The 26,203-nt window shown below is 70.6% G+C and carries 26 protein-coding genes; 20 read left to right on the plus strand and 6 right to left on the minus strand.

Translation table 11 applies throughout. The features are described 5' to 3' along the window. Positions 1-121 precede the first annotated feature (121 nt). Both ACZ5XZ_RS37710 and ACZ5XZ_RS37715 read right to left on the minus strand, forming a co-directional pair. On the minus strand, positions 122-793 hold the full coding sequence (locus ACZ5XZ_RS37710; RefSeq protein WP_066975498.1) for a response regulator: 672 nt from the start codon (positions 791-793) through the stop codon (positions 122-124). Positions 794-898: 105 nt separating this feature from the next. Continuing rightward, positions 899-1,831 (minus strand): RecB family exonuclease, encoded by a 933-nt coding sequence (locus ACZ5XZ_RS37715; protein WP_468986769.1) that lies wholly within the window; start codon positions 1,829-1,831, stop codon positions 899-901. Positions 1,832-2,012: 181 nt separating this feature from the next. Here ACZ5XZ_RS37715 and ACZ5XZ_RS37720 point away from each other — a divergent pair, with 181 nt between their 5' ends. From ACZ5XZ_RS37720 to ACZ5XZ_RS37730, 3 genes are all read left to right on the plus strand, one after another. Next, positions 2,013-3,275, plus strand: a complete 1,263-nt coding sequence (locus tag ACZ5XZ_RS37720) for a site-2 protease family protein (RefSeq protein WP_468986772.1) — start codon at positions 2,013-2,015, stop codon at positions 3,273-3,275. Between the two features lie 100 nt (positions 3,276-3,375). Next, positions 3,376-4,311 (plus strand): tRNA (adenine-N1)-methyltransferase, encoded by a 936-nt coding sequence (locus ACZ5XZ_RS37725; protein WP_468986774.1) that lies wholly within the window; start codon positions 3,376-3,378, stop codon positions 4,309-4,311. 295 nt (positions 4,312-4,606) lie between these two features. Further along, on the plus strand, positions 4,607-5,182 hold the full coding sequence (locus tag ACZ5XZ_RS37730) for a hypothetical protein (RefSeq protein ID WP_468986819.1): 576 nt from the start codon (positions 4,607-4,609) through the stop codon (positions 5,180-5,182). A 45-nt stretch (positions 5,183-5,227) separates the two neighbouring features. On the opposite strand, the gene ACZ5XZ_RS37735 is transcribed toward ACZ5XZ_RS37730, so the two are convergent. After that, positions 5,228-5,521, minus strand: a complete 294-nt coding sequence (locus tag ACZ5XZ_RS37735) for a ferredoxin (protein ID WP_468986776.1) — start codon at positions 5,519-5,521, stop codon at positions 5,228-5,230. 249 nt (positions 5,522-5,770) lie between these two features. Here ACZ5XZ_RS37735 and arc point away from each other — a divergent pair, with 249 nt between their 5' ends. The 6 genes from arc to prcA all read left to right on the plus strand — a co-directional run bounded on the left by arc (position 5,771) and on the right by prcA (position 11,879). Next, positions 5,771-7,537 (plus strand): proteasome ATPase, encoded by a 1,767-nt coding sequence (gene arc / locus ACZ5XZ_RS37740; RefSeq protein WP_468986778.1) that lies wholly within the window; start codon positions 5,771-5,773, stop codon positions 7,535-7,537. A 277-nt stretch (positions 7,538-7,814) separates the two neighbouring features. After that, positions 7,815-9,326, plus strand: a complete 1,512-nt coding sequence (dop, locus tag ACZ5XZ_RS37745) for a depupylase/deamidase Dop (RefSeq protein ID WP_468986781.1) — start codon at positions 7,815-7,817, stop codon at positions 9,324-9,326. Positions 9,327-9,515: 189 nt separating this feature from the next. Then, positions 9,516-9,734, plus strand: a complete 219-nt coding sequence (locus ACZ5XZ_RS37750) for a ubiquitin-like protein Pup (RefSeq protein ID WP_006607619.1) — start codon at positions 9,516-9,518, stop codon at positions 9,732-9,734. A 199-nt stretch (positions 9,735-9,933) separates the two neighbouring features. Then, a complete protein-coding gene (locus ACZ5XZ_RS37755) occupies positions 9,934-10,146 on the plus strand; it encodes an endonuclease VII domain-containing protein (protein ID WP_468986821.1) in 213 nt (70 codons plus the stop codon). After that, positions 10,098-10,943: a proteasome subunit beta gene (prcB, locus tag ACZ5XZ_RS37760; protein ID WP_468986784.1), complete on the plus strand. Its 846-nt coding sequence runs from the start codon at positions 10,098-10,100 to the stop codon at positions 10,941-10,943. The genes ACZ5XZ_RS37755 and prcB overlap by 49 nt, the downstream gene beginning before the upstream one ends. A 66-nt stretch (positions 10,944-11,009) precedes the next feature. Continuing rightward, positions 11,010-11,879 carry a proteasome subunit alpha gene (gene prcA / locus ACZ5XZ_RS37765; RefSeq protein WP_468986785.1) on the plus strand — a complete coding sequence of 290 codons (870 nt, stop codon included), beginning with the start codon at positions 11,010-11,012 and terminating at the stop codon, positions 11,877-11,879. 46 nt (positions 11,880-11,925) lie between these two features. Here prcA and ACZ5XZ_RS37770 read toward each other — a convergent pair whose 3' ends face one another. Continuing rightward, positions 11,926-13,035, minus strand: a complete 1,110-nt coding sequence (locus tag ACZ5XZ_RS37770; RefSeq protein ID WP_468986788.1) for a LacI family DNA-binding transcriptional regulator — start codon at positions 13,033-13,035, stop codon at positions 11,926-11,928. 129 nt (positions 13,036-13,164) lie between these two features. On the opposite strand from ACZ5XZ_RS37770, the gene ACZ5XZ_RS37775 reads away from it, so the two are divergent. The 11 genes from ACZ5XZ_RS37775 to ACZ5XZ_RS37825 all read left to right on the plus strand — a co-directional run bounded on the left by ACZ5XZ_RS37775 (position 13,165) and on the right by ACZ5XZ_RS37825 (position 24,539). Further along, positions 13,165-14,424 carry an MFS transporter gene (locus ACZ5XZ_RS37775; RefSeq protein ID WP_468986790.1) on the plus strand — a complete coding sequence of 420 codons (1,260 nt, stop codon included), beginning with the start codon at positions 13,165-13,167 and terminating at the stop codon, positions 14,422-14,424. 9 nt (positions 14,425-14,433) lie between these two features. Beyond that, on the plus strand, positions 14,434-15,795 hold the full coding sequence (gene pafA / locus ACZ5XZ_RS37780) for a Pup--protein ligase (RefSeq protein WP_468986792.1): 1,362 nt from the start codon (positions 14,434-14,436) through the stop codon (positions 15,793-15,795). A gap of 136 nt (positions 15,796-15,931) precedes the next feature. Next, positions 15,932-16,921 carry an FKBP-type peptidyl-prolyl cis-trans isomerase gene (locus ACZ5XZ_RS37785; RefSeq protein ID WP_468986795.1) on the plus strand — a complete coding sequence of 330 codons (990 nt, stop codon included), beginning with the start codon at positions 15,932-15,934 and terminating at the stop codon, positions 16,919-16,921. 68 nt (positions 16,922-16,989) lie between these two features. Continuing rightward, the gene (locus tag ACZ5XZ_RS37790) at positions 16,990-17,364 is read left to right on the plus strand and encodes an FKBP-type peptidyl-prolyl cis-trans isomerase (RefSeq protein WP_468986796.1); all 375 of its coding nucleotides are present in this window, start codon (positions 16,990-16,992) and stop codon (positions 17,362-17,364) included. Between the two features lie 144 nt (positions 17,365-17,508). After that, a complete protein-coding gene (locus tag ACZ5XZ_RS37795) occupies positions 17,509-18,477 on the plus strand; it encodes a helix-turn-helix transcriptional regulator (protein ID WP_468986799.1) in 969 nt (322 codons plus the stop codon). 17 nt (positions 18,478-18,494) lie between these two features. After that, positions 18,495-19,445 (plus strand): helix-turn-helix transcriptional regulator, encoded by a 951-nt coding sequence (locus ACZ5XZ_RS37800; RefSeq protein WP_393488196.1) that lies wholly within the window; start codon positions 18,495-18,497, stop codon positions 19,443-19,445. An 84-nt stretch (positions 19,446-19,529) separates the two neighbouring features. Further along, positions 19,530-19,775, plus strand: a complete 246-nt coding sequence (locus tag ACZ5XZ_RS37805) for a hypothetical protein (RefSeq protein WP_384441307.1) — start codon at positions 19,530-19,532, stop codon at positions 19,773-19,775. 16 nt (positions 19,776-19,791) lie between these two features. Continuing rightward, entirely contained in the window at positions 19,792-20,001 is a 210-nt protein-coding gene (locus ACZ5XZ_RS37810; protein WP_468986801.1) for a hypothetical protein, read from the plus strand. Positions 20,002-20,245: 244 nt separating this feature from the next. After that, positions 20,246-20,545, plus strand: coding sequence for a Sec-independent protein translocase subunit TatA (gene tatA, locus ACZ5XZ_RS37815; RefSeq protein WP_468986802.1), 300 nt, complete (start codon positions 20,246-20,248; stop codon positions 20,543-20,545). Between the two features lie 65 nt (positions 20,546-20,610). Then, positions 20,611-21,576 (plus strand): twin-arginine translocase subunit TatC, encoded by a 966-nt coding sequence (gene tatC, locus ACZ5XZ_RS37820; protein WP_468986803.1) that lies wholly within the window; start codon positions 20,611-20,613, stop codon positions 21,574-21,576. Positions 21,577-21,719: 143 nt separating this feature from the next. Further along, positions 21,720-24,539 (plus strand): DEAD/DEAH box helicase, encoded by a 2,820-nt coding sequence (locus ACZ5XZ_RS37825; RefSeq protein ID WP_468986805.1) that lies wholly within the window; start codon positions 21,720-21,722, stop codon positions 24,537-24,539. 173 nt (positions 24,540-24,712) lie between these two features. On the opposite strand, the gene ACZ5XZ_RS37830 is transcribed toward ACZ5XZ_RS37825, so the two are convergent. Together ACZ5XZ_RS37830 and ACZ5XZ_RS37835 are read right to left on the minus strand one after the other, a co-directional pair. Next, positions 24,713-25,192, minus strand: a complete 480-nt coding sequence (locus ACZ5XZ_RS37830) for an ABA4-like family protein (protein ID WP_468986807.1) — start codon at positions 25,190-25,192, stop codon at positions 24,713-24,715. Next, positions 25,189-26,115 carry a hypothetical protein gene (locus ACZ5XZ_RS37835; RefSeq protein ID WP_468986822.1) on the minus strand — a complete coding sequence of 309 codons (927 nt, stop codon included), beginning with the start codon at positions 26,113-26,115 and terminating at the stop codon, positions 25,189-25,191. The genes ACZ5XZ_RS37830 and ACZ5XZ_RS37835 overlap by 4 nt, the downstream gene beginning before the upstream one ends. Positions 26,116-26,203: the final 88 nt, after the last annotated feature.

The raw sequence follows: 26,203 nt of genomic DNA on the forward strand, positions 1-26,203 counted from the left end.
CCCCCCCCCCCCACCCCCCCCCCCCCCCCCCCCCCCCCCCCCCCCCCCCCCCCCCCCCCCCCCCCCCCCCCCCCCCCCCCCCCCCCCCCCCCCCCGCCGCCGTATGCGCCTGCCCCGCGGCTCACTGCGCGCCCGGGCGCACCAGACCGCTCTCGTACGCGTACACCGCCGCCTGCACCCGGTCGCGCAGCCCCAGCTTCGTCAGTACGTGGCCCACATGCGTCTTGACCGTCGTCTCGCTGACGAACAGGTCCGCGGCGATCTCCGCGTTCGACAGCCCGCGCGCCACCAGCTTGAGCACCTCCACCTCGCGCTCGGTGAGGGTGTGCAGGGTGTCCGGCACCGGCTCCTCGCCCGACGGCAGATGCCCGGCGTACTTGTCCAGCAGCCGGCGGGTGATGCTCGGCGCCAGCATCGCCTCGCCCGCCGCCACCACCCGGATCGCCTGCACCAGCTCATGGGCCGGTGCGTCCTTCAGCAGAAAGCCGCTGGCCCCGGCCCGCAGCGCCTCGACGACGTACTCGTCCAGGTCGAACGTCGTCAGCACCAGCACCTTGGCCGGGCCGTCCTTGGCCGGACCGGTGATCTGCCGGGTCGCCTCGACACCGTCCATCCGGGGCATCCGGATGTCCATCAGCACCACGTCGGGCTGCAGCGCCCGCACCTGCTCCAGTGCCTGCAGACCGTCACCGGCCTCCCCGACGACCGCCAGATCCTGCTCCGCCTCCAGAATCATCCGGAATCCCGTACGCAGCAGGGGCTGGTCGTCGACCAGCAGGACGCGGATGGCCACGAGCTCTCCTTCGTTGTGCCCGGACTGGGCCCAGGGTCTGTCCGACGGGTCACGGCCGGGCCCGCGACGCCTGGCCCGGCTTTCCGGCCCCGACCCATGGCAGACCTAGATCGTCTCCATTCTGCCCTGCGGCCCCCCGGCGCCGTCCGCCGGGCGCACCTGCAGCGGGTACACCGGGGGAGTGCCGCCGAATTCCGGACAGTGCGCCTGGTGGTCGCACCAGCCGCACAGCTTCGTCGGACGCGGCCGCCAGTCGCCGGTCTCCGTCGCCAGCCGGATCGCCTCCCACAGCGCCAGCAACTTCCGCTCCACGCCCCGCAGATCGGCCTCACTCGGGTCGTACGTCAGCACATCGCCGCTGCCCAGATAGACCAGCTGCAGCCGCTTCGGCACCACCCCGCGCAGCCGCCACACCACCAGCGCGTAGAACTTCATCTGGAACAGCGCGCCCTCGGCGAACTGCGGCCGCGGCGCCTTGCCGGTCTTGTAGTCGACGATCCGCACCTCACCCGTCGGCGCGACATCCACCCGGTCGATGAACCCCCGCAGCCGCAGCCCCGAATCCAGCTCCGTCTCCACATACAGCTCGCGGTCGGCCGGCTCCAGCCGCGTCGGATCCTCCAGCGAGAACCACCGCTCCACCAGCGCCTCGGCCTCCGCCAGCCACCCCGCCAGCCGCTCACCCTCCGCGTCGTCCGCGAACAGCTCCGCCAGCTCCGGCCGCTTCGCCAGCAGCCGCTCCCACTCGCCCGGCACCATCGCCCGCGCCCCGGCCGCCGTACGCTCCGCCGCCGGCGCGTCGAAGAGCCGCTCCAGCACCGCATGCACGACCGTGCCCCGGGTCGCCGCCGCGCTCGGCTTCTCCGGCAGCTTGTCGATCACCCGGAAGCGGTACAGCAGCGGGCACTGCATGAAATCGCCGGCCCGCGACGGCGACAGCGCCATCGGCGGCCGTGCCTGCCGGCCCTCGTCCGACCCCGCCGCGGCCGCCTCGGCGTCCTGCGTCCCCGCCCCGGCCTGCTCCGTGCTCCATCCCATGCCACCAAACCCTACGGCCCGCCACTGACAAGCGCCGAACGGCCACGAGCGGTAAGGGCCCCGCAGCGGAGCGGGCCCGAACGCTCCGCATACCATCGACGCCGGACCCTTTCGCCCTGCATGATCGAGATATCAGGCCGAGCAGGGGCGAATGCCGTATTCGATGAGGGGACGCCACACCGTGGACGACAGCGGGAAGCCGCAGGATCCCGAGGAGTCCGTGCGGCCCCGGCCGCCCGAACCGTCCAAGGGGGCCGACGGGCCGAAGGTGCCGCCGCCGGGCAAGAAGCCCGGCGGAGGCGGCATCCTGATGGGCCGTCCCTTCGGCGTGCCGGTCTACGTGGCCCCCAGCTGGTTCCTCGTCGCGGCCCTGATCACCTGGGTCTTCGGCGGCCAGCTGGAGCGGGTGCTGCCCGAACTCGGCGCCGCCCGCTACCTCGTCTCGCTCTTCTTCGCCGTCGCCTTCTACGCCTCGGTGCTCGTCCACGAGCTGGCGCACACCGTCGCCGCGCTCCGCTTCAAACTCCCCGTACGCCGCATCCAGCTGCAGTTCTTCGGCGGCGTCTCGGAGATCGAGAAGGAGACCGAGACGCCCGGCAGGGAGTTCGTCCTCGCCTTCGTCGGCCCGCTGCTCTCCCTCGCCCTCGCCGGCGTCTTCTACGCCGGGATGCAGGTGGTCGAGCCCGGCACGGTCCCCGGCGTCCTGCTCGCCGGCCTGATGATCTCCAACCTCATCGTCGCGATCTTCAACCTGCTGCCCGGCCTTCCCCTGGACGGCGGCCGGATGCTGCGCGCCGTCGTGTGGAAGATCACCGGCAATCCCATGCGCGGCACCGTGGCCGCCGCCTGGGTCGGCCGCGCGCTCGCCGTCACCGTCCTCATCGGGCTGCCGCTGCTCACGCACACCGGGGCCCTGGGCAACGACCGGCCCGAGCTCGGCGGCGCCGACTCGCTCACCGACGCCCTGCTCGCCGCGATCCTCGCCGCCATCATCTGGACCGGCGCCGGCAACAGCCTGCGCATGGCCCGGCTGCGCGAGCGCCTCCCGGACCTCACCGCCCGCACCCTGACCCGGCGCGCGGTGCCCGTCGAGACCGCCACGCCGCTCTCCGAGGCGCTGCGCCGCGCCAACGACGCCGGCGCCCGCGCCCTGGTCGTCGTCGACCCGCAGGGCACGCCCACCGCGCTCGTCCGGGAGGCGGCCATCGTCGGCGTCCCCGACCACCGCCGCCCCTGGGTGCCCGTCGGCACCCTCGCCCAGGACCTCAGGGACGGTATGCGGGTCTCCGCCGAGCTCGCCGGCGAGGACCTCCTGGACTACCTGCGCGCCACCCCCGCCACCGAGTACCTCGTCGTCGAGGAGACCGGCGAGATCTACGGCGTCCTGTCCACCGCCGACGTCGAGCGCGCCTTCGTCTCCGCCATGGCCCGCAAGGCGGCTTGACGGGGCTCGGTTCGCCTCCGGGCGCGGCTCACCCGCCCTGAGCCGCGCCCGGCCCCGCCCACTGGTCCGCGGCGCCCCAACGGGCCGGTAGGCTGGTCACATGTCCGAACCGACCGGTGCCGCCCGCCGTCGCGGGCCCTTCAAGGTCGGGGACCAGGTCCAGCTCACCGACCCCAAGGGACGCCACTACACCTTCACGCTCGAAGAGGGCAAGAGCTTCCACACCCACAAGGGAGCCTTCCCCCACGACGAGCTGATCGGTGCTCCCGAGGGCAGTGTTGTCCGTACCACCGGGAACGTCGCCTACCTTGCGCTGCGCCCGCTGCTCCCCGACTACGTCCTGTCCATGCCCCGCGGCGCCGCCGTGGTCTACCCCAAGGACGCGGGGCAGATCCTGGCGATGGCCGACATCTTCCCCGGCGCCCGCGTCGTCGAGGCCGGTGTGGGCTCCGGGTCGCTCAGCAGCTTCCTGCTGCGCGCCATCGGCGACGACGGCATGCTGCACTCCTACGAGCGCCGCGCCGACTTCGCCGAGATCGCCACCCAGAACGTCGAGCGCTACTTCGGGGGCCCGCACCCCGCATGGACGCTCACCGTCGGTGACCTCCAGGACAACCTCTCCGACACCGACGTCGACCGCGTCATCCTCGACATGCTCGCCCCCTGGGAGTGCCTGGAGGCCGTCTCCAAGGCCCTGGTCCCCGGCGGCATCCTCTGCGCCTACGTCGCCACGACCACGCAGATGGCCCGCACCGTCGAGGCGATCCGCGAGCACGGCACCTTCAACGAGCCGTCGGCCTGGGAGACCATGGTCCGCACCTGGCACGTCGAGGGCCTCGCCGTCCGCCCCGACCACCGCATGATCGGCCACACCGGCTTCCTGCTGACCGCCCGGCGCCTCGCCGACGGCGTCGAGCCCCCGCTGCGCCGCCGCCGCCCCGCCAAGGGCGCGTACGGCGAGGACTACACCGGCCCCGGTGGGCGGGAGACCGCCGCCTCCGGGAAGGACCGGGCCGCCGCCGACGGGCGCGACTGACCCCCCGCGACAACCGGCCGGATCCGGCCACCGAACCCACAGGCGCCGCCGACGAGTTCCCCCCACCCGGGAACCGCCGGCGGCGCCCCCGCGTTCACCGGCCAGGGGCCTGCCGGACCCCTACGGGACGCCCGCGCGACGCCCTACGGGACGCCCCCGTGACGCCCCGCGGGAGGCCTCATGGGTAACCCGTAAAACTCCGGCCCAGCTGGTTCCTTGCCGCCGCCTCCTGTGGAACGATGCTGGGCACTCCCACCGGCACAGCACTTCACAGGAGTTACCCCGCGTGCAGCCCATGGCAGGCCAGGACCTCTTGCACACCCAGCCGCGCCCCATGCACTGGCTCGCCACCGCCACCGCCGTCTCGGCGGTCGTCGCGGCCGCGTCCCTCGTCCAGCCCCCCGATGCCACCGCCACGCCCGCCCGCGACGCCCGCTCCGGCAAGCCCTCCGCGGCCGCCCCCGACCCGAGCCGGGTGTCCTTCCCCGTCGACTGCGGACCCACCCGCCTCGACGTGGTGAAGAAGGCCTCCGGCGACCTCGACGGAGACGGTACGACCGAGACCGTCGCGGTGGTCCGCTGCCACAGCGAGACCGGCACCCCGCCCAGCGGCGTCTTCGTCCTGGCCCAGCCCACCGACACGAAGGCCGCACCACGGGTCGTGGCGACCCTCCTCGCGCCCTCGCAGCGGCTCAGCGTCCAGACCCTCGCCATCAAGGGCGGCGCGGTCTCCACGGAGCTCCTGGGCTACTCCGACCTCGACGTACCGCGCTGCTGCCCGGACGTGCACAGGAACGTCAAGTGGCAATGGCGAGGCGGGAAGTTCGTTCAGAGCGAACTCCCCGCCGCCATGGGTGCCCAGAGTGTCTGACCGGTCACCTGGTGTGCCCGAGGGGAGCGTTCCGCTCCCTGAGGGCTACTCCGCGTCCGGCCCGTAGACCTCGACGAGGTCGTTGACGCGGCGGACGTGGATGCAGTCCCCCGGGCACTCCTTCGCGGAGTCCCGCACGTCGGTGAGCAGCTTCAGCGGGACGGGCGTTGTGGCCCCCTTCTCCTGCAGCAGCTCGTCGTCGGCGCTCTTCACATAGGCCAGACCGTCGATGTCGAGCTCGAAGACCTCCGGCGCGTACTGCGCGCAGATACCGTCTCCGGTGCACAGGTCCTGGTCGATCCAGACTTCCAGCTCCGGGGCTTCGTCCTGTGCGGTCATCTCGCCTGCCGTTCCTGCGTACGTGAACCGTTTTTGTCTAAGTGGCGCCAGCCCTGACGGGTGTTGACCGACTCGACGATACAACCGCTCGCTTTCCGATGTTGATGGGTGGGTATTCCCTTGGCGTGAGGACGTGCGCAAGGGTGAAGATCGGACACACCCCGACAGTCTTTTCGATCTAGGGGTTTCAACCTGCACCGGCCCAGGTAGGGTCAGGAAGCGTCCAGCTCCTTGGAGGAGGTGAGGACCGTGGCAGCCCACGACGACGACATCAACCGCGGCATCCGGCCGGGGCGGGGGTCTGAAGATCCCGCCGGTCAGGTTGCCTATCTCGAGCAGGAGATCGCCGTCCTGCGACGCAAGCTCGCCGACTCTCCGCGTCACACGAGGATTCTCGAAGAGCGGATCGTCGAGCTGCAGACCAACCTGGCCGGCGTCTCGGCGCAGAACGAGCGTCTCGCCAATACTCTCCGCGAGGCCCGCGACCAGATCGTCGCCCTCAAGGAAGAGGTCGACCGGCTGGCGCAGCCGCCCGCCGGCTTCGGTGTCTTCCTGCAGGCGAACGACGACGGCACGGTCGACATTTTCACCGGAGGCAGAAAACTCCGGGTCAATGTCAGCCCGAGCGTGGAGTCCGAGGACCTCAGGCGCGGCCAGGAGGTCATGCTCAACGAAGCGCTCAACGTGGTCGAGGCCATGGAGTACGAGAGCGCCGGCGACATCGTCACCCTCAAGGAGATCCTCGAGGACGGCGAGCGCGCCCTGGTCATCGGGCACACCGACGAGGAGCGGGTGGTGAGGCTCGCCGAGCCGCTGCTGGACACCACCATCCGCCCCGGCGACGCCCTGCTTCTCGAATCCCGCTCCGGCTACGTCTACGAAGTCATCCCCAAGAGCGAGGTCGAGGAACTGGTCCTCGAAGAGGTCCCGGACATCGACTACACCAAGATCGGTGGTCTGGGCGGCCAGATCGAGCTGATCCGGGACGCGGTCGAGCTCCCGTACCTCTACCCCGACCTCTTCAAGGAGCACGAACTCCGCCCACCCAAGGGTGTCTTGCTCTACGGCCCGCCCGGCTGCGGCAAGACGCTCATCGCCAAGGCGGTCGCCAACTCCCTTGCCAAGAAGGTCGCCGAGGTGACCGGGCAGCCCGCGGGGAAGAGCTTCTTCCTCAACATCAAGGGCCCCGAGCTGCTCAACAAGTACGTCGGTGAGACCGAGCGGCACATCCGGCTGATCTTCCAGCGCGCCAGGGAGAAGGCCAGCGAGGGCACCCCCGTCATCGTCTTCTTCGACGAGATGGACTCCCTCTTCCGTACCCGGGGGTCCGGAGTCAGCTCGGACGTGGAGAACACCATCGTCCCCCAGCTGCTCTCCGAGATCGACGGTGTCGAAGGCCTCGAAAACGTGATCGTGATCGGCGCCTCGAACCGCGAGGACATGATCGACCCTGCGATCCTGCGCCCCGGCCGCCTCGACGTGAAGATCAAGATCGAGCGTCCGGACGCGGAGGCCGCCAAGGACATCTTCTCGAAGTACCTCACGGAGAATCTCCCGCTGCACGCCGACGACCTCGCCGAACACGGCGACTCGCGCAAGGCGGCGGTCAGCGGAATGATTCAGTCCGTCGTCGAGCAGATGTACGCGGAATCCGAGGAGAACCGCTTCCTGGAGGTCACCTACGCCAATGGTGACAAGGAAGTCCTCTATTTCAAGGACTTCAACTCCGGTGCGATGATCGAAAACATCGTAGGACGCGCAAAGAAGATGGCCATCAAGGCCTTCCTCGAACACAACCAGAAGGGTCTGCGGGTCTCCCACCTCCTCCAGGCATGCGTGGACGAGTTCAAGGAGAACGAGGACCTGCCCAACACCACCAACCCGGACGACTGGGCCCGGATCTCCGGAAAGAAGGGCGAGCGGATCGTATACATCCGCACCCTGGTCACCGGAAAGCAGGGCGCCGACACCGGCCGTTCCATCGACACGGTGGCGAATACCGGCCAATACCTGTAACACCGCTCTCCGGCTGCGGATGTCCTGCACGGGGCGTCCGCAGCCGGACGCATTTCCGGGAGCATCGCCGTCGCTCCCGAAAAAGAGCGCGATGGACCAGGGAAAACCGGACTGGAGCAATGACTGTAATGATCTCCCCAGCGCCGCAAAGGCGTTCTAGGCTCTTCGGTACCGCTGCGTCACGCTGTGCGGGCGTGGGGCACGCACACGGAACGCAGACTCAGCGGTACTTGAGCGCCGACCCCATCCGGGGGCGCCGCCGGGCAAGGAGGGCCGCATGACCGTACGGCGAGTAATGGGAATCGAGACGGAGTACGGGATCTCCGTGCCCGGCCACCCGAACGCCAATGCCATGCTCACCTCATCCCAGGTAGTCAACGCCTACGCGGCCGCGATGCACCGGGCACGCCGTGCCCGCTGGGATTTCGAGGAGGAGAACCCGCTGCGGGACGCCCGCGGCTTCGACCTCGCACGCGAGAACGCCGACGCCAGCCAGCTCACCGACGAGGACATCGGCCTGGCCAATGTGATCCTCACGAACGGTGCCAGGCTCTACGTCGACCACGCACACCCCGAATACAGCGCCCCCGAGGTCACCAACCCCCGCGACGCCGTCCTGTGGGACAAGGCCGGCGAGCGGATCATGGCCGAGGCCGCCGAGCGGGCCGCCCAGGTGCCCGGCGCCCAGCCCATCCACCTCTACAAGAACAACACCGACAACAAGGGCGCCTCCTACGGCACGCACGAGAACTACCTGATGAAGCGGGACACCCCCTTCTCGGACATCGTGCGTCACCTGACGCCGTTCTTCGTCTGCCGCCAGGTGGTCACCGGCGCCGGCCGGGTCGGTATCGGCCAGGACGGCCACGAGCACGGCTTCCAGATCAGCCAGCGCGCCGACTACTTCGAGGTGGAGGTCGGCCTGGAGACGACCCTCAAGCGGCCCATCATCAACACCCGCGACGAACCGCACGCCGACGCGGAGAAGTACCGCCGGCTCCACGTGATCATCGGCGACGCGAACCTCTCCGAGATCTCCACCTATCTCAAGCTGGGCACCACCGCCCTGGTGCTGTCCATGATCGAGGACGGCTTCATCGCCGTCGACCTCGCCGTCGAGCAGCCCGTGCGCACCCTCCATCAGGTCTCGCACGACCCCACCCTGCAACACCTGATCACGCTCCGCAGCGGCCGTACGCTCACCGCCGTACAGCTCCAGATGGAGTACTTCGAGCTGGCCCGCAAATACGTCGAGGACCGCTACGGAGCGGATGCGGACGAGCAGACCAAGGACGTCCTCACCCGGTGGGAGGACGTGCTCGGCCGACTGGAGAACGATCCGATGAGCCTGTCCGGCGAGCTCGACTGGGTCGCCAAGCGCGAGCTCATGGAGGGCTACCGCCGCCGCGACGGCCTGGACTGGGACGCGGCCCGGCTCCACCTCATCGACCTGCAGTACGCCGACGTACGCCCCGAGAAGGGCCTGTACAACCGTCTGGCGGCCCGCGGGAAGATGAAGCGGCTCCTGGACGAGCCCGACGTCCAGCGCGCCCAGCAGAAGCCCCCAGAGGACACCAGGGCGTATTTCCGCGGCCGCTGCCTGGAGCAGTACGCGGACGACGTCGCGGCCGCCTCGTGGGATTCGGTCATTTTCGATCTGCCCGGTCGTGACTCCCTCCAGCGGGTTCCCACGCTGGAGCCGCTGCGCGGGACCCGCAGGCACGTCAAGGAGCTCCTGGACCGCTGCCGTACCGCAGAGGAGCTGGTGAGGACGCTTTCCGGCCGCTGATGCACGGCAGGTGCACGACAGATTTCGCGGCGATCCACAGCTGCTTCGCGGCTGAAATCGCCGCGATGCGGGAATCATCGAGGTGACTCCCGGGCGTTGCAAGAACTGCAGGGCCGATGTCGGACCCTGCTTGTAGGGTCGGATCTTGAAGGTCACATCGAGCGGGGCGAACCGAGCGGGGTGAGGGATATGGCGACCAAGGACAGCGGCGGCGGACAGGCCAAGGCCACGCGTTCCACGGAAGAGGTCGAGGAGCAGACACAGGACGCGCAGGCCTCGGAGGACCTCAAGGAACGCCAGGAGAAGCTGAGCGACGACGTGGACTCCGTCCTGGACGAGATCGACGACGTGCTCGAGGAGAACGCCGAGGACTTCGTTCGGTCGTTCGTGCAAAAGGGCGGACAGTAGTCACGTATGTGAATGAGAGGGGCGGGGTGCCGGACCGGACGTGAGCGAGTGCTGCCACTCGCTCCGTTCGCGGCGGCGGATCGCCATCGGCGTGACGGGCTTCAGGGGTGATGCCGGCAGCGGGTGGCCGGGCGTTCGGCCGCCACTGCCGGCATCACCGAAGCCGAGCGCGACGCGCCGCATCACGCAGCGGCGCCGGATGTACGTGATCCGCCTGGATGCCGACCCCGTACATGTGGATCACGATCACGAGGCGGGTAAGGTCCGAGGCGTACCGTGCTTCAGTTGCAACGCAGCCTTGGGCCAATTCAAGGATCGGCCGGACGTCTTGAGGCGGGCGGCCGAGTATCTGGAAGGAATCGTGTGGAAGCCAACACTCGAAGCACCGGGCGTCTACCAGCTGCCTTCCTGACGCCTGGATCCTCGTCGTTCATGGACTTTCTCGGGGCGCACTCGCCCGAGCTGCTGCCGGGCAACCGCCCGTTGCCGCCGGTGCAGGGCGCCATCGAGGCACCGCACGGCACGACGATCGTGGCCGTGACGTTCTCCGGCGGCGTGGTGCTCGCCGGTGACCGGCGGGCCACGATGGGCAACGTCATCGCGCAGCGGGACATCGAGAAGGTCTTCCCGGCCGACGAGTACAGCGCGGTGGGCATCGCCGGCACGGCCGGCCTCGCGGTCGAGATGGTCAAGCTCTTCCAGCTGGAGCTGGAGCACTTCGAGAAGGTCGAGGGTGCCCAACTCTCCTTGGAGGGCAAGGCGAATCGTCTGTCGACGATGATTCGCAGCAACCTCGGGATGGCCATGCAGGGCCTGGCCGTGGTGCCGCTCTTCGCCGGCTTCGACCTCGACCGCGAGAAGGGCCGGATCTTCTCGTACGACGTGACCGGCGGGCGCTCGGAGGAGCGGGGATTCGCGGCGACGGGGTCCGGCTCGGTCTTCGCGCGCAGTGCGCTGAAGAAGCTCTTCCAGGAGGACTTCACGGAGGATCAGGCCGCCACCGCCGTCGTCCAGGCGCTGTACGACGCCGCCGACGACGACTCGGCGACCGGCGGGCCCGACATGGCCCGGCGGATCTACCCGATCGTCACGGTGATCACCGATGAGGGCTTCAAGAAGCTGGCCGATTCCGAGGTCTCGGAGATCGTCCGTGCGATTCACGAGCGCCGCCTCGACCAGCCCGACGGCCCGCGCGCCGCGCTGCTCTGACGGGACGGATGTTCCGCTATGCATTCGCCACTGAACGAGCTCTTGACAGGAAGGGACGGATAGCCGGTGTCGACGCCGTTCTATGTCTCACCCCAGCAGGCCATGGCCGATCGCGCCGAGTACGCCCGCAAGGGCATCGCGCGCGGCCGCAGTGTCGTGGTGCTGCAGTACACCGACGGCGTGGTCTTCGTCGCCGAGAATCCTTCCCGGGCCCTGCACAAGGTCAGCGAGATCTATGACCGGATCGCCTTCGCGGCGGTCGGGAAGTACAACGAGTTCGAGAACCTGCGGATCGGCGGGGTGCGCTACGCCGATCTGCGGGGCTACACCTACGACCGCGAGGACGTCACCGCGCGCGGCCTCGCCAACGTCTACGCCCAGACGCTCGGCACGATCTTCTCCAGCGCCGCCGAGAAGCCCTACGAGGTCGAGCTGATCGTCGCCGAGGTCGGCAGTGCCCCCGAGGACGACCAGATCTACCGGCTGCCGCACGACGGCTCGATCGTCGACGAACACGGCTCGGTGGCGGTCGGCGGCAACGCGGACCAGATCAGCAGCTACCTCGACCAGCGCCACCGCGACGGCATGACGCTGTCCGAGGCGCTGAAGCTGGCCGTGGAGTCGCTCTCGCGCGACACCAACGGCGGTGAGCGCACGCTGACCGCCGAGCAGCTGGAGGTCGCCACCCTGGACCGTACGCGGCCCCAGCAGCGCAAGTTCAAGCGGATCCTGGGCCGTCAGCTGTCCCGTCTGCTGGAGGACGGCGGCGAGGCGGGTGCCGAGGAGCCGGCGGCGGACGCCGACGCGGCGGCCGGCGAGCCCGGGGCCGCCCCGGAGGAGAGCGGCACCAAGGGCGCCAAGGGCACCAAGGGCAAGGGCGCCAAGGACCAGGACGGTACGGACAGGGACGGTCCCGAAGGGGAGCCGCTGCTCTGACGTACCGCTTCCGGGCCGGTTTGCCCGGATCGCGCGCCCCGGTGGGTCATCGCCCGCCGGGGCGCGCGGCGTTGTCGCCGCCGGCCGCCGCCGGGGCGGTGGAGCCGCGGGTGACCAGCTCCACCGGCAGGGTGGGGGCCGGTTCGGGGCGGCCGTCGAGCACGGCCATCAGGGCCCGCATACCGGCCTCGCCGAACTCCTCGGCGGGCAGCCGTACGGTCGTCAGCTCCGGCTCGACGGCGAGCGCGAGGGCGAGATCGTCGAATCCGGTGACGGAGACGTCCTCGGGGACCCGTAGGCCGAGGCGTCGGACGGCCTTGCAGGCGCCCGCGGCGATGATGTCGTCGTCGCAGAGCAGGGCCGTGGGGCGGGGGCCGGGGCCGGTCAGGGCGGCATGCGCGGCGCGCAGTCCGGCGTCGACGCCGAGGGCGGCCGGTTCGCGGCGCAGCAGCGCGCCGGGGACGCCGTCGAGGGCCGCGGCCACGGCGCGGGCGCGTACGTCGAAGGTCCAGGAGTCCACCGCGGCCGCGAGGTGGGTGATGCGGCGGTGGCCGAGGGCGAGCAGATGGCCGGTCAACTGCCGTACGCCGTCGGCGATATCGAGGTTGACGGTGGCCGAGGCCCGGTCGTCTCCGGGGTCGCTGTCGAGCATGACCAGCGGCAGGCCGGCGGTGCGCAGGGCGGTGAGCGCCTCGGCGGCCATGGAGGAGGCGAGCACGCCGTCGAGGGTGGCCGCGGCGGAGTCGAAGGGGTCGCGCGCGGGGCCCACGCCCTCGGGCGAGGGGTACAGCACGACGCCGAAGCCGTGGTCGGCGGCGATCCGGGCCGCGCCGGTGTAGACCCGGGCGAAGAATTCGGTGGTCAGCGCGGGAACGACGAGGAGGACCGTACGGGTGCGGCCCATCCGCAGGCTGCGGGCGGCGAGGTTGGGGCGGTAGCCCAGTTCACGGGCGGCGGCGCGGACCGCCTCGGCCTTGCCGGGGGAGACCCGGCCCTGCCACTTGTCGCCGAGGACGAGGGAGACGGCGGCCTGGGAGACCCCGGCGGCGCGGGCCACATCCCGGCTGGTGGCCGGGCGACCGGGGCGCTCGGCGCCGGCCGCTCCAGTGGAGCCGGTGCTGGTACCGGGGGGCGGCGTGGCCTCGTTGCTGGTCACCGGGTGTTTCACTCCTCGCTTTCGGCCGCTGCGGGGTGGACCGCGGGGTGTCGCCATGGTACGTATAACGGCGAAGGTTATACGTAACACGTGCGCGCGTTCGATTGGTCCGGACGGAAAGGAGCGGCCATGGCCGCGGGATATGCGGAGCTGCTCAGGACCCGTCACGCGGTCCGGCTGCTGACGGGGACCCTTGTCGGCAGGCTGCCGAACGCCACCGCGGCGCTGGCGGTGGTGCTGTTCGTACGCGCCGAGGGCGGCGGCTACGCGCTGGCCGGTGCGCTCTCCGCGGTCTACGGAGTGTGTACCGCCATCGGCCAGCCGCTGCTCGGCCGGGCCGTGGACGTCTACGGCCAGCCCCGGGTGATGCTGCCCGCCGCGGTGCTCTCCGCCCTCGGGATGGCGCTGCTGGCGGTCGTCGGCCTGGAGGTGCTGTGGCTGTCCTACGCCGCCATGGTGATCGCCGGAGTCTTCACCCCGCCCCTGGAGGGCGGTCTGCGGGCGCTGTGGCCGGGGGTGCTCCGGCGCGCGGACCAGGTGCACGCCGCGTACGCGCTGGACGCGGTGGCGCAGGAAGTCATGTACGCGGTGGGCCCGTTGCTGGTGACGCTGTGCGTGGCGGTCTGGTCGGCGGGGGCCGCGCTGCTGGTCATCAACGCGGTCGGGGTGCTCGGCGCGCTCTCCGTCGTGGTCTCCGCGCCGTCCCGGCGGTGGCGCAGCGCGCCGCGGGAGGCGCACTGGCTGGGGGCCCTGCGCTCGGCCGGGATGCTGGTGCTGATCGGGGCGTTCTTGTTCGTGGGGCTGGCACTGGGGTCGATAGCGGTCGCGGCGGTGGCGTACGCCGACGAGCGCGGCGGCGGGATGATCTCCAGCTGGCTGCTCTCCGCGCTGGGCGCGGGCGCACTGCTCGGGGGCATCGTCTACGGAGCGCGGCAGTGGCCGGGACGGCCGGAGGGGCGGCTGCGGCTGCTCGTCGCGCTGCTGGCGCTGGGGTATCTGCCGCTGGCGCTGGTGCCCGGGGTGGTCGGGATGACGGCCCTGACGGGTGTGGCCGGGGTGTTTCTGGCGCCTGCGTTGGCCTGCGCGTTCGTGGTCGTGGACCGGCATGCGCCCAAGGGGACGGTGACGGAGGCGTTTTCGTGGCTGGTGACGACGTTCGGTGTCGGCTCGGCGGTGGGCGCCTCGGTGGCCGGTCCGGCGGTGGAGGCCGGCGGTGCGGCGGCGGGTTTCGCGGTGGCCGGTGCGGGTGGTCTTGCCGCGTTGGCCGTCCTTTTGTCGACGAAGCGATTTCTCGGGGAGCCCGAGCGGCGTACGACGGAGGCGGCCCCGGCGGAAAATGATCGAAACGGGGCCGTCGAACCCGGTTTCAGAGCAGGCCGTCAGGCGTAATGTTCAGTCATGGACCGCCGCATTTTCGGGCTGGAGAACGAGTACGGCGTCACGTGCACGTTCAGGGGACAGCGCCGACTGTCGCCTGACGAAGTGGCGCGGTACCTCTTCCGCCGTGTCGTGTCATGGGGCCGCAGCAGCAATGTCTTCCTGCGGAACGGCGCCCGCCTGTACTTGGACGTGGGTTCGCACCCGGAATACGCAACTCCCGAGTGCGACAACGTGACCGAGCTGGTCACCCACGACAAGGCCGGCGAGCGCATTCTCGAGGGCCTGCTCGTCGACGCCGAGCGCCGCCTGCATGAGGAGGGAATCGCGGGCGACGTCTATCTCTTCAAGAACAACACCGATTCGGCGGGAAACTCCTACGGCTGCCACGAGAATTATCTCGTCGCCCGCCATGGTGAGTTCTCCCGGCTCGCGGACATCCTCATTCCGTTCCTCGTCACCCGTCAGCTGCTGTGCGGCGCGGGCAAGGTGCTGCAGACTCCGCGGGGCGCCGTCTACTGCGTCAGCCAGCGCGCGGAGCACATCTGGGAGGGCGTCTCCTCGGCGACCACCCGCTCCCGTCCGATCATCAACACCCGCGACGAGCCGCACGCGGACGCCGAGCGCTACCGCCGGCTGCATGTCATCGTCGGCGACTCCAACATGTCCGAGACGACGATGATGCTCAAGGTGGGCGCCACGGATCTCGTCCTGCGCATGATCGAGGCGGGCACGGTCATGCGGGATCTGACGCTGGAGAACCCGATCCGGGCCATCCGCGAGGTCAGCCACGACATCACCGGCCAGCGCAAGGTGCGGCTGGCCAGCGGGCGCGAGGCGTCGGCGCTCGAAGTCCAGCAGGAGTACTACGAAAAGGCCGTGGATTTCTGCGACCGCCGCGGAATCCGTACGGGTCTCGTCGAGCGGGTCCTTGAGCTGTGGGGCCGGACGCTGGAGGCGATCCGGGAGGAGGATCTCGACCGGATCTCCACCGAGATCGACTGGGTGATGAAACATCATCTCATCGAGCGGTACCGCACAAAGAACAACATCACCATGTCCCATCCGCGCGTGGCGCAGATAGACCTCGCGTATCACGACATTCACCGTCGCCGGGGGCTTTACTACCTCCTGGAGCGGAAGGGCCAAGCGGCGCGGATCTGCAATGACTTGAAGATCTTCGAGGGCAAGTCGGTGCCGCCGCAGACGACTCGGGCCCGGTTGCGCGGTGACTTCATTCGCCGGGCTCAGGAACAGCGGCGCGATTTCACCGTCGACTGGGTGCACCTCAAGCTCAATGATCAGGCGCAGCGCACGGTCCTGTGCAAGGACCCGTTCCGTTCGGTGGACGACCGGGTGGAGAAGCTGATCGCCGGGATGTGACCCGCGGGGAAGGGGTGGTGTGCCGGGAGCGGGCAGCTCCCGGCACATCGCTGTGTTGTACCGGGGGAGGTCTACGGGGACAGGTCGTAGAGTGGCTGGCATTGCCCACCTTCCCCACGAGCCCCGAGTTGGACACATGAACCTCACGAAGAACACCTGTCGCGCCGCAGCTGCTGCGCTGACCGTGCCCGTCCTGCTGTTCACCGCCGCCTGCGGGTCCGACGACGGCAAGGGCTCGTCCGGCGAAGCCGTCGTCAAGGTTGAGGGCAAGGCGGGGGCGCAGCCCGAGATCACCGTGCCCAAGGGCGCCAAGCCGTCCGACACGGCCGTCACCAAGACCCTGATCAAGGGGGACGGCGCGGTCGTCAAGAAGGGGGACCTGGTCCGGCTGGACTTCTCCGCGGAGTCGATGAAGGGCCAGAAGCTCGGCAGCACCTGGACGCCGCAGCCCGGTGGCAAGAAGGGGGCGCCGCGCACCCAGGTCGTCAGCGAGGTCACCGACCAGATGACCCAGCAGATGCTGCCGCCGAAGGTGCTGTCCGCGGTCGCCGGGCAGAAGGTCGGCAGCCGCTTCGAGGTCGAGGGCACCGCCAAGGCGCTGATCGGGGAGGGCCTCAACCCCCAGTCCGGCATCAAGCCGGGGGACGGCCTGGTGTGGGTCGTCGATGTGGTCGGCGCCCAGAAGGTCGACAAGAAGGCGCATGCCGAGGGCGAGCAGGAGTCGCCGGAGAGCGGGATGCCCGAGGTGAAGGCGCCCGACGGCAAGGCCGCGACGATCACCGTCCCCAAGGGGGAGAAGGCTCCCAAGGACCTCAAGGAGCAGGTCCTGATCAAGGGCAAGGGCCGCGAGGTGAAGGCCGGCGACGGGCTGATCGCGCAGTACACCGGGGTGAAGTGGGAGGACGGCAAGAAGTTCGACTCGTCCTGGGACCACGGTGGCGCGACCGCGTTCCAGATCGGCACCGGGCAGGTCGTCCAGGGCTGGGACAAGGCCCTGGTGGGCAAGCACGTCGGTGACCGGGTGGAGATCGTGATCCCGCCGAAGCTGGGTTACGGCGCGAGCCCGCAGCACGAGCTGGCCAAGAACACCCTGGTCTTCTCGGTCGACATCGTCGGCACGGTCTGATCGCGCCCTCGGCGAGATCTGCGAGACTGACCCGGCAATCGTAAAGATTCGTAAGTAGGAGCACATTCGTGAACATCGACAAGCCCGAGATCGACTTTCCTGAGGGCCCGGCTCCCACCGAGCTGGAGATCGTGGACCTGTGGGAGGGCGACGGGGCGGTCGCCAAGGCCGGGGACTTCGTCAAGGTCCACTACGTCGGCGTCGCCTTCAGCTCGGGCGAGGAGTTCGACGCGAGCTGGAACCGCGGCAATCCGCTGGAGTTCCAGCTGGGCGCCGGACAGGTCATCGCCGGCTGGGACCAGGGCGTGCAGGGCATGAAGGTCGGTGGCCGTCGCCGGCTGACCATCCCCGCGCACCTCGCCTACGGCGAGCGCGGCGCCGGCGGCGGCCGCATCGCCCCGGGTGAGACGCTGATCTTCGTCTGCGACCTGATCGCCGTCTGAGACCGCCGCCGGTCCCGGCCCGGGACCGCGCGCCTGTGAGGTATCCGAGGGCCCGTGCCATCCCTGGCGCGGGCCCTCGGCTTTTACCTGGACCACCCCGAGCGGTACGGTCAACGATCGGGAGTTCAACGAGAAAGGGCGTCGATGGCGATTGCCAAGGCCGAGCGGCTGATGAACCTGGCGCTGTGCCTGCTGGGGACGCGACGCCCGCTGACCAAGCGCGAGCTGAGATCGTCCATCGAGGCCTACATCGAGGCGAGCGGCGACGACTCCTTCAACCGCATGTTCGAGCGGGACAAGGACGATCTGCGCGAGCTCGGCCTGGTCATCGAGACCGTCGAGGGCATCGAGGGCGACATCGGTTACCTCGCCCGCCGCGACAGCAACCGCCTCCCCCCGATCACCCTGGACGCCGAGGAGGCCGCAGCCCTCGGGCTCGCCGCCAAGATCTGGCAGCAGGCCCGGTTGGCCGGCGCCGCCAGTGGCGCGCTGCAGAAGCTGCGCGCGGCCGGGATGCCGCTGGCCGGCGACGGCGAGGACTACGACGCCGGGCAGCCGCACAGCGCCCTGGAACCCCGCATCCCCGCCCACGAGGCCGCCTTCGAGCCGCTGATGCTGGCGTGCCGCGACCGCCGCCCGGTCGTCTTCGACTACCGCAAGTCCACCGCCGCCCACCCCGAGCAGCGGCAGGTCGAACCGTGGATCCTGGAGTGCTGGCGCGGCCACTGGTACCTCGCCGGCTGGGACCGCGACCGCAGGGCCGAGCGGGTCTTCCGGCTCTCCCGGATCACCGGCAAGGTCCGTTCGCGGCAAGGGAAGTTCACCGCTCCGGTGCCCGATCACGTCACGGTCCGCGAGACCGTGGAGAGCTGGGCGGGGGAGACCGCCACCGGCACCGCCAGGATCAGGCTCCGCGCCGAGCACGGCTATCCGCTGCGGGCCCGTGCGCTGACCGTCCGCGACCTGGGCGACGGCTGGGACGAGCTGAAGATCCCCAGCGGCCATGGACTCGACGCCTGGCTCGTGGAGTTCGGGCCCGATGTGGTCGTACTGGAACCCGCCGAGCTGCGCGCCGAGGTCATCGACCGGCTGCGCGCCGTGGCCAAGGGCTGAGAGGGACGAACGACTCCATGGCTACGAACGCGATCGACCAGACCCGCCGGATGCTGTCGCTGGTGACGTATCTCCGCGAGCGCCCCGGCGCCCGCGTCGGCGACGTCGCCCGCGCCTTCGGCATCACCGAGGACGAGCTGATCGCCGACCTCGACGTACTGCCGATGTGCGGGACGAGCTTCCGCGGCGGCGACCTGCTGGACATCGACACCGACGGCGACCGCATCTGGTGGCACAACCCCGACGATGTCGCCGAGCCGCTGCGGCTGGCCGCCGACGAGGCCACCGCCCTGCTGGTCGCGGCCCGCGCGGTGGCCACCCTGCCCGGACTGCGCGAGGGCGATCGGCAGGCGCTGCTGCGCGCCACCGCCAAGCTGGAGGCGGCGGCCGGCGAGGCGGCCGGTGCCAGCTCCCGGCTCTCGGTGACCTTCGAGTCCGAAGGCGGGGTCTTCGCCGACGTCGACCGCGCCATCGCCGAGCGGCGCCGGCTGTGGCTGCGCTACTACTCCCCGGCCCGCGACGAGCTGACCGAGCGCGAGGTGGACCCGATCCGGCTCTTCGCGGTCGGCCACACGTACATGGAGGCCTGGTGCCGGCTCTCGGAGGCCCGGCGCACCTTCCGGCTCGACCGGGTCGCCGAGATCAAGCTGCTCGACGCGCCCGCCGATCCGCCTCCGGTCGAACTGCGCGACCTCTCGGAGGGCCTGGTGCAGCCGGCCGCCGAGGACCCCGAGGTGTCCATCGAGGTCGGCCCCGGCGGCCGCTGGGTCGCCGAGTACTACCCGCACGACAGCGCCGAGGAGCTCCCCGACGGCGGGCTGCGCATCACCCTGCGCACCCCCGACCCGGCCTCGCTGCGGCGGCTGGCGCTGCGGCTGGGCAGGGACGGCCGGATCGTGGCGCCGCAGGCGCTCGCGGACAGCGCGCGGCGCGCGGCGGACCAGGCGCTCGCGGCGTACGGCGAGTGAGCGCGCGGCGCACCGGGACCGCCCGGGGCGCCGGGCTGACCGCGGACGGCGTGCACGGCAGGGAGAAGGAGGAGGCAGCGAAGGATGACGACCATGATGGCGGGCGCAACCGCTCCGGTGCTCTTCAAGGCGGCCTGCCCGGACTGCCGGGGCCGCTTCGAGCTGGCCTCGGACGCCTTCCGGCTGGCGATCGGCGCCAGCAGCCGCACCACCTTCTACTCCTTCACCTGCCCCGACTGCGGACGGGCGGTGCGCAAACCGGCCGGCGAGCGGATCGTGGAGCTGCTCACCGGCGGTGGGGTGCGCACGCTGCGGCTGCACATCGGCTGACCGATAGGCTCGCTCCATGCTCTGGCCCATGATCGCTGTCGCCCTCGGCTTCGCCGGGATCGCCGTGCTCGGCGTCCTCGCCGTCCGCGTCTTCGTCGAGGTACGGCGGCTGGCCCGCCAGGTCGGGGCGACGTCGGAGCGGATCCAGCGGGCCGCCCAGGACCTGGAGCGCGCCGCCACGCCGCTCGCGTCCCGGATGCACGAGGTCGGGCGGGACACGCCCTAGTGGGTGTGCCCCGGCCGGGTGCTCCGGACGTCGCTGCGGGCGTCGGCGCTCTGCTGTCGCGTGGCGCGGAGAGGTAGGCTGCGTGCGCGGTTCAGACAGCGCGGCGATCGAGGCAATCACACGTATGCAAGGGGATTGCCCGGCGTTCACCACCGAACGTTACGATCGATGCAGCACCAGCACGCCAGTCCGACCCATCGGCAGGCAACCAGCAGACGCCGCCCCGGCGAGAAGGTAGTCGCACATGCTCAGCAACCTGAGGGCCCCCGAGATCATTCTGATCCTCGTTGTCATTGTGCTGCTGTTCGGCGCGAAGAAGCTGCCGGACATGGCGCGTTCGCTCGGCAAGTCCGCTCGCATCCTCAAGAGCGAGGCCAAGGCGATGAAGAAGGACGGCGATGCGGAGGGCGGTGCCGCTACCGGTACGACGCCGGAGGCTTCCTCCGAGGCCGCACAGCCGGCCCCTCGTACGATCCAGGCGGCTCCCGGTGATGTGAGCAGCTCGCGCCCCGTGGCCGAGCCGAACGCCACCAAGCAGAGCTGACCGAACCGATCCAGTCGCACCGGCCCGGGGTCGGCAACGGCTGATGCACGAGACGAGGACGTGGGTTGCTCAAGTCTGCCCGCAAGCAGGAGAAGGACCCCGAGGGGCGGATGCCGCTCGCGGCGCACCTGCGTGAGCTGCGCAACAGGCTGCTGAAGTCGGTGCTGGCGATGGGCGTGGTCACCGCCGTTGCGATGTGGCAGTACGAGTGGATCGCCCACTTCATCACGGGCCCGGTGATCGACACGGTGGGCTGCCCCAAGGGCACGACTGCGGCCGCGCCGCGGGAGCACCCGTGCGTCGTGGTCACCGCGAACGGTCTGCTGGCACCGTTCACCATCATGCTCAAGCTGGCCCTCACGACAGGAGTCGTCCTCGCGAGCCCGGTGTGGCTCTACCAGCTGTGGGCGTTCCTCGCGCCGGGGCTGCACAAGCATGAGAAGAAGTACGCGCTGAGCTTCGTAGCCGCCGGTGTGCCGCTGTTCCTCGGCGGTGCCTACCTGGCCTACGCGGTGCTGCCGACCACCGCGGGTGCGCTGGTCGGGCTGACCCCCAGCGACTGGGCCAACCAGTTTCCGGCCGACGAGTTCTTCGACATCGTCACGCGTATGGTGCTGGTCTTCGGCCTCGCCTTCGAACTACCGCTGGTGCTGGTGCTGCTCAACTTCGGCGGGGTGCTCACCGGCCGCCGGATCGTGGGCTGGTGGCGGTTCATGGTGCTGGGCATCACCATCTTCGCGGCGCTGGCCACGCCGACCGGTGATCCGCTGACCATGGGGCTGCTGGCCACCCCGATCGTGGTGCTGTACTTCGGCGCCGCCGGGGTCTGCCTCCTCAACGACCGCCGCCGCAGGCTGGGCAACCCGGACGCGGGGCTGAGCGACGACGAGGCCTCCGAGCTGGACCTGACGCCGTCGGAGGTCGACGAGATCGAGCCGGTGCCGTCCGGGCGGATGCTTCCCGAGCAGGCGAGCGGGGACGCGGGCGAGGGCGGCGCGCCGCGGCGCGGCGGCTACGACGACGTGACGTAACGGTTCATGACATGCAGTGACGGCCCCGTGCTCGACGAGCCGGGGCCGTCGCGCTGTGCGGACCCGGGCGTCACCCCGCTCGGTAAAGCCCGCACATAAAGATCGGGTCGTTGTCAGAGGTGGCCGGTAGTCTCGTAAGCACGATGACCGAGGACATGTCCCCTGCTGAGCGCTATGCCGCCGCCAAGCTCCGGGCGGCCGAGCAGGCCACCGCACTCGCCCCGTTCCGAGAGATGTACGACTTCGATCTGGATCCGTTCCAGGTCGAGGCATGCCAGGCCCTGGAGGCCGGCAAAGGCGTGCTGGTCGCGGCCCCCACCGGGTCCGGCAAGACGATCGTCGGCGAATTCGCCGTCCATCTGGCCCTGGAGCAGGGCCGCAAATGCTTCTACACCACGCCCATCAAGGCGCTGTCCAACCAGAAGTACCAGGATCTGGTCAAGCGGTACGGCGCGGACAAGGTCGGTCTGCTGACCGGCGACAACAGCGTCAACTCCGAGGCGCCGGTGATCGTGATGACCACCGAGGTGCTGCGGAACATGCTGTACTCCGGCTCCCAGTCGCTGATCGGCCTCGGCTATGTGGTCATGGACGAGGTCCACTACCTCTCCGACCGCTTCCGCGGCGCCGTATGGGAAGAGGTGATCATCCATCTCCCGGAGTCGGTGACGCTGGTGTCACTGTCGGCGACGGTCTCCAACGCCGAGGAGTTCGGCGACTGGCTGGACACGGTCCGTGGCGACACCGCCGTGATCGTCTCCGAGCACCGCCCGGTGCCGCTGTGGCAGCACGTCCTGGCCGGCCGGCGGATCTACGACCTGTTCGAGGAGCGGGACGGCCGGAGCGGCGGTGGCCGTCGCGAGGTCAACCCCGACCTGGAGCGGCTGGCGCGGATGGAGAACAGCCGGCCGACCTTCGGCCGGGACAAGCGCCGGGGCCGCAATCTGCGCGAGGCCGACCGGGAGCGGGAGCGGCGCCAGCGCGCCCGGATCTGGACACCGAGCCGGCCCGAGGTGATCGACCGCCTGGACATCGAGGGCCTGCTGCCCGCGATCACGTTCATCTTCAGCCGGGCCGGCTGTGAGGCCGCCGTCCAGCAGTGCCTCTATTCGGGCCTGCGGCTCAACGACCAGGAGGGCCGTGAGCAGGTCCGCCGCATAGTGGAGGCGCGGACGGCCGGAATCCCGGACACCGATCTCCATGTGCTGGGCTACTACGAGTGGTTGGAGGGCCTGGAGCGGGGCATCGCGGCGCACCACGCCGGCATGCTGCCGACCTTCAAGGAGGTCGTCGAGGAGCTGTTCGTCAAGGGCCTGGTCAAGGCCGTCTTCGCGACCGAGACACTGGCCCTGGGCATCAACATGCCCGCGCGGTCGGTGGTGTTGGAAAAGCTCGTGAAGTGGAACGGCGAGCAGCACGCCGACATCACCCCCGGCGAGTACACCCAGCTGACGGGCCGGGCCGGCCGCCGCGGCATCGACGTCGAGGGCCATGCGGTGGTGCTGTGGCAGCGGGGGATGGACCCCGGTGCGCTGGCCGGCCTCGCCGGGACGCGTACGTATCCGCTGCGTTCCTCCTTCAAGCCGTCGTACAACATGGCGGTCAACCTCGTCTCCCAGTTCGGCCGGCACCGCTCGCGGGAGCTGCTGGAGATGTCCTTCGCGCAGTTCCAGGCCGACAAGTCGGTGGTCGGGATATCGCGCCAGGTGCAGAAGAACGAGGAGGGGCTGGCCGGCTACCGCGGCTCGATGACCTGCCATCTCGGCGACTTCGAGGAGTACTCCCGGCTGCGGCGGGAGCTGAAGGACCGGGAGACGGAGCTGGCCAAGCAGGGCGCGGCGCAGCGGCGGGTGGCCGCCGCGGCCGCCCTGGAGAAGCTCAAGCCCGGCGATGTCATCCATGTGCCCACCGGAAAGTACGCGGGCCTGGCGTTGGTCCTGGACCCCGGGATGCCCTCGGGACGGACGAACGGCCACCGCGGCTTCGACGCGCAGGACGGCCCGCGGCCGCTGGTGCTGACCGCCGAGCGGCAGGTCAAGCGGCTGGCCTCGATCGACTTCCCGGTGCCCGTCGCGGCCCTGGACCGGATGCGGATCCCCAAGTCGTTCAACGCCCGCAGCCCGCAGTCGCGCCGCGATCTGGCGTCCGCGCTGCGGACGAAGGCGGGCCATATCGTGCCGTCGCGGCATCGCAAGGCCCGTTCGGAGGCGGCCGACGACCGCGAGATCGCCCGGCTCCGTACGGAGCTGCGCGCGCACCCCTGCCATGGCTGCGACGAGCGTGAGGACCACGCCCGCTGGGCGCAGCGCTACCACCGGCTGCTGCGCGACACCCGCCAGTTGGAGCGCCGGATCGAGGGCCGGACGAACACCATCGCCCGTACCTTCGACCGGATCTGCGCGCTGCTGACCGAGCTGGACTACCTCGAAGGCGACACGGTCACCGACGAGGGACGACGGCTGGCCCGGCTCTACGGCGAGCTGGATCTGCTGGCGAGCGAGTGCCTGCGCGACGGTGTCTGGGAGGGACTCGGCCCGGCGGAGCTGGCGGCCTGCGCCTCGGCGCTGGTGTACGAGGCGCGGCAGGCGGACGACGCGGTGGCGCCCAAGCTGCCGTCCGGCAAGGCCCGGGACGCCCTGGGGGAGATGGTCCGCATCTGGGGCCGGCTGGACGCCCTGGAGGAGGACCACAAGATCAGCCAGGCGGAGGGCGTCGGCCAGCGCGAGCCGGACCTCGGCTTCGCCTGGGCGGCGTACCGCTGGGCCTCCGGCTTCGGCCTCGACGAGGTGCTCCGCGAGGCCGAGATGCCGGCCGGCGACTTCGTCCGCTGGTGCAAGCAGCTGGTCGACATCCTCGGCCAGATAGCGGCGGCCGCCCCGCCCGAGGGCTCGGTGGCGCGGACGGCCCGCCGGGCGATGGACGGTGTACTGCGAGGCGTGGTGGCGTACTCGTCCGTGGGCTGACCGATAGGGCCCGGCCCCGGCACTGCGGCGGCGCCGCGTCCCCGTACGTGGGGGGCGCGGCGCCGTTGCGTGCACCGGCGACCCAGGCCTGCCAGGCCCGTGCGGGCTCGTCGGCGGGGCGGGTGAGCGCTACGTCGATCACGCCACCTGAGCGCGACCGAGAACTTTTGTTGTCAGGGAGCGGAAAGTCGTCCGTGCGGCGCGGGGTGCCGCGCTCCGGCGGCGCGGCGCCCGCGGAGGCGGACGGCCGTGCGCAGGCCGAGGAAGAGCAGTACGCCGATGGGGGAGAGCAGCACGGTCAGCACCAGCAGCGGCCCCATCACCAGCGCAGGGATCCCCAGGGCGCGGGCCTCGCGGTACATCCACTGCCCCAGGAACAGATCCCAGGCGATCACCTGCGCCCAGATCGCACCGGCGCCGCCGCCCAGCCGCAGCAGTTCCTGGAACGCCGCGAGGCCGGGGTGGCTGACGGCGGCCCACAGCTGCGGGAAGACCGGGACGGCCAGGGCGAGATAGACCGCGAGGACCGGCACCATCGGCAGCGGCGAGGCGGCGATCCGGTCGGTCCAGCGCCATCCGGGGGCCAGGACCAGCAGCGCCCAGAACGGTGCCGCGAGAAGGAAGGCCAGATCGAAGAGGGTGCGGTCGCTCATGCGGTCAACTCCGGTGCGGGGGTGGGGGATTCCGCGGTGCGGTCGTCCTGGGTGTGGGCGTCCGCGGGCCGCCGCAGTGCCGCGTACGCCCCGATCGCGGTGGCCGCCCCGACGGCACCCAGCGCGCCCAGCGTCACCGCGTCCGGATGGATCAGCGCCTGGCCGCGCAGCGCCTGCCAGGTCACCAGTGCCAGCAGCGCGGTGAGGAAGCCGGCCGCGACCAGCACCAGCCGCAGCCGCACCCGCTCGTGCCGCAGTCGGGCGAACCGGCCGGCCAGTGCCTCGATCCCGTACAGGAACAGGGGCAGCGCCTGGAGGGCGTGCATGCCGACGAAGTGCGGGATGCGCAGATCGCCGCCGGTGGTGTTCCAGCCGGTGAGCGGCATGGCCGGGCCGCCGTCGGGGACGCCGACGCTGTGTGCGCCGATGACGGTGCTCAGCTCGCCCGCGGCCTGTTGCTGCGGTGTGGGCGCCAGCATCAGCCCGCCGAGCAGCAGCCCAGCCAGCGCGATCAGCAGGCCGAGCCGGATCGCCCAGGTCGCGGCCCGGTCGCCGAGGCGGGCCCGGAAGAGCAGCAGCGCGATGACCAGGGTGGCCGCCCACAGGACCACGATGGTGAGGCCCATGACGGCGAACAGGCCCTGGTCCAGGGGGGTTTCGATGTTGAAGTGGCTGCGCCGGCCGCGGATCGCCTGTCCGGTGATGATCGCCATCTCGACGGTCCCGGCGGCCACGACGGTGTGTGCGGCCCATGGGGCGACCCGGCTTCGGACCGGGCGTCGGGACAGCATCCAGGCGAGCGTCAGTCCGTAGGCCACGAACGACACCGCGAACTTCAGCGGCTTGAACCAGATCGGTGCCCCGGCCAGGACCCGGTCGTCGACGACCAGGCCGACCGCCGCGACGACCGCGAGCGCGGCCATCGCCCAGGAGAAGGCGAGCAGCGAACGATATCTGGACATACGGGTCCCCCTGAACCGAAGAATGGATAGTGGTGCTTACCGCTATCTG

This window comes from Streptomyces sp. NPDC033270, assembly GCF_055576575.1.

Bases quoted from the DNA above. Each gene is read 5' to 3' on its own strand.
- ACZ5XZ_RS37715 (WP_468986769.1), bottom strand. From the start codon at position 1,831: ATGGGATGGAGCACGGAGCAGGCCGGGGCGGGGACGCAGGACGCCGAG.
- ACZ5XZ_RS37725 (WP_468986774.1), top strand. From the start codon at position 3,376: ATGTCCGAACCGACCGGTGCCGCCCGCCGTCGCGGGCCCTTCAAGGTC.
- ACZ5XZ_RS37730 (WP_468986819.1), top strand. From the start codon at position 4,607: ATGGCAGGCCAGGACCTCTTGCACACCCAGCCGCGCCCCATGCACTGG.
- ACZ5XZ_RS37735 (WP_468986776.1), bottom strand. From the start codon at position 5,521: ATGACCGCACAGGACGAAGCCCCGGAGCTGGAAGTCTGGATCGACCAG.
- dop (WP_468986781.1), top strand. From the start codon at position 7,815: ATGACCGTACGGCGAGTAATGGGAATCGAGACGGAGTACGGGATCTCC.
- ACZ5XZ_RS37750 (WP_006607619.1), top strand. From the start codon at position 9,516: ATGGCGACCAAGGACAGCGGCGGCGGACAGGCCAAGGCCACGCGTTCC.
- ACZ5XZ_RS37755 (WP_468986821.1), top strand. From the start codon at position 9,934: ATGTACGTGATCCGCCTGGATGCCGACCCCGTACATGTGGATCACGAT.
- ACZ5XZ_RS37775 (WP_468986790.1), top strand. From the start codon at position 13,165: ATGGCCGCGGGATATGCGGAGCTGCTCAGGACCCGTCACGCGGTCCGG.
- pafA (WP_468986792.1), top strand. From the start codon at position 14,434: ATGGACCGCCGCATTTTCGGGCTGGAGAACGAGTACGGCGTCACGTGC.
- ACZ5XZ_RS37785 (WP_468986795.1), top strand. From the start codon at position 15,932: ATGAACCTCACGAAGAACACCTGTCGCGCCGCAGCTGCTGCGCTGACC.
- ACZ5XZ_RS37795 (WP_468986799.1), top strand. From the start codon at position 17,509: ATGGCGATTGCCAAGGCCGAGCGGCTGATGAACCTGGCGCTGTGCCTG.
- ACZ5XZ_RS37800 (WP_393488196.1), top strand. From the start codon at position 18,495: ATGGCTACGAACGCGATCGACCAGACCCGCCGGATGCTGTCGCTGGTG.
- ACZ5XZ_RS37805 (WP_384441307.1), top strand. From the start codon at position 19,530: ATGACGACCATGATGGCGGGCGCAACCGCTCCGGTGCTCTTCAAGGCG.
- ACZ5XZ_RS37810 (WP_468986801.1), top strand. From the start codon at position 19,792: ATGCTCTGGCCCATGATCGCTGTCGCCCTCGGCTTCGCCGGGATCGCC.
- tatA (WP_468986802.1), top strand. From the start codon at position 20,246: ATGCTCAGCAACCTGAGGGCCCCCGAGATCATTCTGATCCTCGTTGTC.
- ACZ5XZ_RS37825 (WP_468986805.1), top strand. From the start codon at position 21,720: ATGACCGAGGACATGTCCCCTGCTGAGCGCTATGCCGCCGCCAAGCTC.
- ACZ5XZ_RS37830 (WP_468986807.1), bottom strand. From the start codon at position 25,192: ATGAGCGACCGCACCCTCTTCGATCTGGCCTTCCTTCTCGCGGCACCG.
- ACZ5XZ_RS37835 (WP_468986822.1), bottom strand. From the start codon at position 26,115: ATGGCCGCGCTCGCGGTCGTCGCGGCGGTCGGCCTGGTCGTCGACGAC.